This window comes from Williamsia sp., assembly GCF_036566845.1.
Classification (GTDB): Bacteria; Actinomycetota; Actinomycetes; order Mycobacteriales; family Mycobacteriaceae; genus Williamsia.
The window spans coordinates 1-2,952 of sequence record NZ_DATCVM010000172.1 but is presented as its reverse complement, the minus strand read 5'-3'; the positions used below and the strand labels follow the sequence as shown (position 1 = coordinate 2,952).

General features: G+C 65.2%; 4 protein-coding genes. 2 read left to right on the top strand and 2 right to left on the bottom strand.

The window, feature by feature from the left end:
• Both VIQ49_RS16570 and VIQ49_RS16565 read right to left on the bottom strand, forming a co-directional pair.
• Positions 1–290: FAD-dependent oxidoreductase (locus tag VIQ49_RS16570; RefSeq protein ID WP_414731649.1), on the bottom strand; the 290-nt coding region annotated here is incomplete at its 3' end.
• 134 nt (positions 291–424) lie between these two features.
• A complete protein-coding gene (locus VIQ49_RS16565) occupies positions 425–1,060 on the bottom strand; it encodes a GNAT family N-acetyltransferase (RefSeq protein WP_331886546.1) in 636 nt (211 codons plus the stop codon).
• Positions 1,061–1,268: 208 nt separating this feature from the next.
• On the opposite strand from VIQ49_RS16565, the gene VIQ49_RS16560 reads away from it, so the two are divergent.
• Both VIQ49_RS16560 and VIQ49_RS16555 read left to right on the top strand, forming a co-directional pair.
• Positions 1,269–2,528, top strand: a complete 1,260-nt coding sequence (locus VIQ49_RS16560; protein WP_331886544.1) for an NAD(P)/FAD-dependent oxidoreductase — start codon at positions 1,269–1,271, stop codon at positions 2,526–2,528.
• The coding region (locus VIQ49_RS16555) for a DUF1365 family protein (protein WP_331886542.1) at positions 2,525–2,952 on the top strand (428 nt) is incomplete at its 3' end. The genes VIQ49_RS16560 and VIQ49_RS16555, both read left to right, overlap by 4 nt.

The window sequence follows — 2,952 nt, the reverse complement described above, 5'->3', positions numbered from 1 at the left end:
ACGACCTTGTTCTCCAGGTCAATCTTTTCGACATTGCCCATCAGGACCTTCGCGTTGGCCTGTTTGCGCAGGATGACGCGGGTCGCCGGGGCGATCTCACCTTCGGAGATGATGCCGGTCGCGACTTGGTAGAGCATCGGTTGGAAGAGGTGGTGGGTGGTCCGGGCAATCAAGGTGACGTCGACATCGGCCTTCTTCAGGTGCTGGGTCGAGAACAGGCCACCGAAGCCGGATCCGATCACCACCACCTTGTGTCGGGTCGAAACTGCAGTCTCCTTGCTCATGACCATCTCCTGTCGGTTGGCGAATTGCGGCCGGGATCTCAAGGGAGTGGTGGGATCCGCACGCTGTCTACGGTAGTTGGTGAGCGGGGATCGGTCGCGCCAAGGTGCGTGCGAGGGCGGCGCCACCGGAAGTGGCCGGGTCAGGCGATCAGATGTGTGCTGGTGCGCGCGGCGTGCGCCCAGGGGAAAGCACTTGATTCCCAATCGGTTCGGAGAATCTCGTACTCGACCTCGCCCCGTTCGGAACCGGTGATCGAGGTGTCGGCGCAGTCGTGCAGCCGGACGAGTCGCAGGCCGCAGTTTTCCATCACCCGCCGAGAGGCGGTGTTGACAGCCATCGTCCCGGCGAAGAGCCGGCGAACGCCGCGATCATCGAATGCCTGCTGAACGAGGGCGCGAGCGCCTTCGGTGGCCAGACCTCGGCCCCACATACTGCGGCAGAGTCGGTAGCTGAGTTCGAACTCCGATTCCGACGAATGGCGGGGTGCGCGGACGCCGAACCATCCGACGAAGCTGCTGGCGGGCTCGGGGTGGCCGACAGATCGGGCTGCGACCAGGTCGAGCCGGTCGAGAGCGACCCACAGTCCGGCGCCGCTGCGATGTGAGGCCTCGGCGACAGCTCGCGGGATCGTCCATTCTTCGATGACCTCGCGTGGTGTGGAGGCACCACCGGTCACGTACCGCATCACTGCGGGATCGCTGTCCAGTTCTACAAGCTGGTCGGCGTCGCGGTGCGACACCGGCCGCAAGACCAGTCGGTCGGTCTCGATGATCAACAATTTCCCCGTTTCGAAAGCGCGCCTGCGGGCACAGTACATTCTCGTGGCCGTCGACGGGACGCATTGGCTTGTGTGTTCCGCCGTGACCCGCCAGCGCCCCAGCCTGTCGACCCCGGCGAGTTCGAGCCGGGCCGACCGGCGGTGACCCGGCCCCACCCGGCCGAACCCCTACACTGGCATAGGTGACCTTTCAGGGAGTTCTCATTTGACGTCGGTGGCAGTGGTCGGGTCTGGTGTGTCGGGACTCACCGCCGCGTATCTGCTCCGCGGCAACCATGCCGTGACCCTCTATGAGAGCGACGATCGACTCGGCGGTCATGCCCACACCCATACGCTCGGTTCCGGGCAGGCGCGGGTTCGTGTCGATTCGGGTTTCATCGTCCACAACGAGCGCACCTATCCACTCCTTCGAAAGATGTTCTCGGAGTTGGGTGTCGAGGTGGTTCCCACCGAGATGAGCATGAGCATCAACGACCGGCCGTCAGGTGTGCAATACGCCGGCGGCCGAGGGTTCGCCGGGATCTTCGCCCAGCGGAGCCGTTTCGTCGATCGTGAGTTCGTGGGAATGTTGTTGGAGGTCAAACGATTCCATCGGGTCGCGGCGGTACACCTCGCCGAGGCCGAGGACGGCAGCCTGCGCACGTATGGAGAGTTCCTGGCGCAGCACGGATTCTCCGACTACTTCGTCCGGATGTTCGCGATCCCGCTGGTCTCCTGCGTGTGGTCGACCGGTGCGACGGCGTCGCTCGACTACCCCGCGCGCTACCTGTTCGCGTTCCTCGACAATCACGGGATGCTCACCGTCAAGGGTTCGCCCCGGTGGTACACCGTGCGCGGCGGTTCCGCGACGTACGTCGAGCGCATCGGTGCCCTTCTCGACGACGTGGTCATCGGAGCTCCGGTCACGCGGATCGAGCGCGGCGACGACGGCGTGCGGATCAGCGCAGCCGGTCACCCCGACCGGGTCTTCGATCGGGTGGTCGTGGCCACGCACGCCGACCAGGCGCTCGAGTTGCTGGCCGATCCGTCGGCGGCCGAGAAACAGGTGCTTGGGGCCTTCGGCTACTCGGCCAACGAGACGATTCTGCATACCGATTCCTCGCTGATGCCCACCGCAACACGGGCGCGCGCCAGCTGGAACTACCTCACCCCGGCAGTCGGCACCGACAATGCGCCACCGGTGGTCACCTACTGGATGAACCGGCTGCAGGGTCTACTCGGTCCCACCCAGTACTACGTCACACTCAACGGCCGGGATCGGATCGAATCGGCATCGATCATCGCGTCCATGGCCTACACCCACCCGGTCTACACACCCGAAGCGGTTGCCGCGCAGAAACAATTGCCCGAGCTGTGCACCGGCCAGACCGCCTACGCCGGTGCCTACCACGGCTGGGGCTTCCACGAAGACGGTTGTCGGTCGGGGGTGGCGGCCGCGGAACATTTCGGGGCCGCCTGGGAATGAGCGCGTCGGCGGCTCTACCACCGACCCCGGCGATCGTGCCGGGGCGGGTTCGGCATCTGCGACGAACGCCGCTCTCACACGGATTCGATCACCGCGTCTACCAATGGCTCGTGGACCTGGCCGAGCCGTTCCGCCTGCCTGTGGTGTTGCGGCCTTTCGCCCGGTTGTATGCCAGAGATCACCTGGGGGACCCGGGGCCGGCGTCCGAGCAGACCGATCCAGGAGCCCAACTGCTCCGAATCAAGAGCAATGTGGAGAAGTTTCTGGCAGTGCGCGACGTCGACCTCGGCCCTGATGGCCGGGTGCTGATGCTGGCCAATGCCCGGGTGCTCGGATACGTTTTCGATCCGCTGACCGTGTTCTGGTGCTATTCGGGCGAGACGCTCCGCGCGGTGGTCGCCGAGGTCCACAACACCTACGGCGA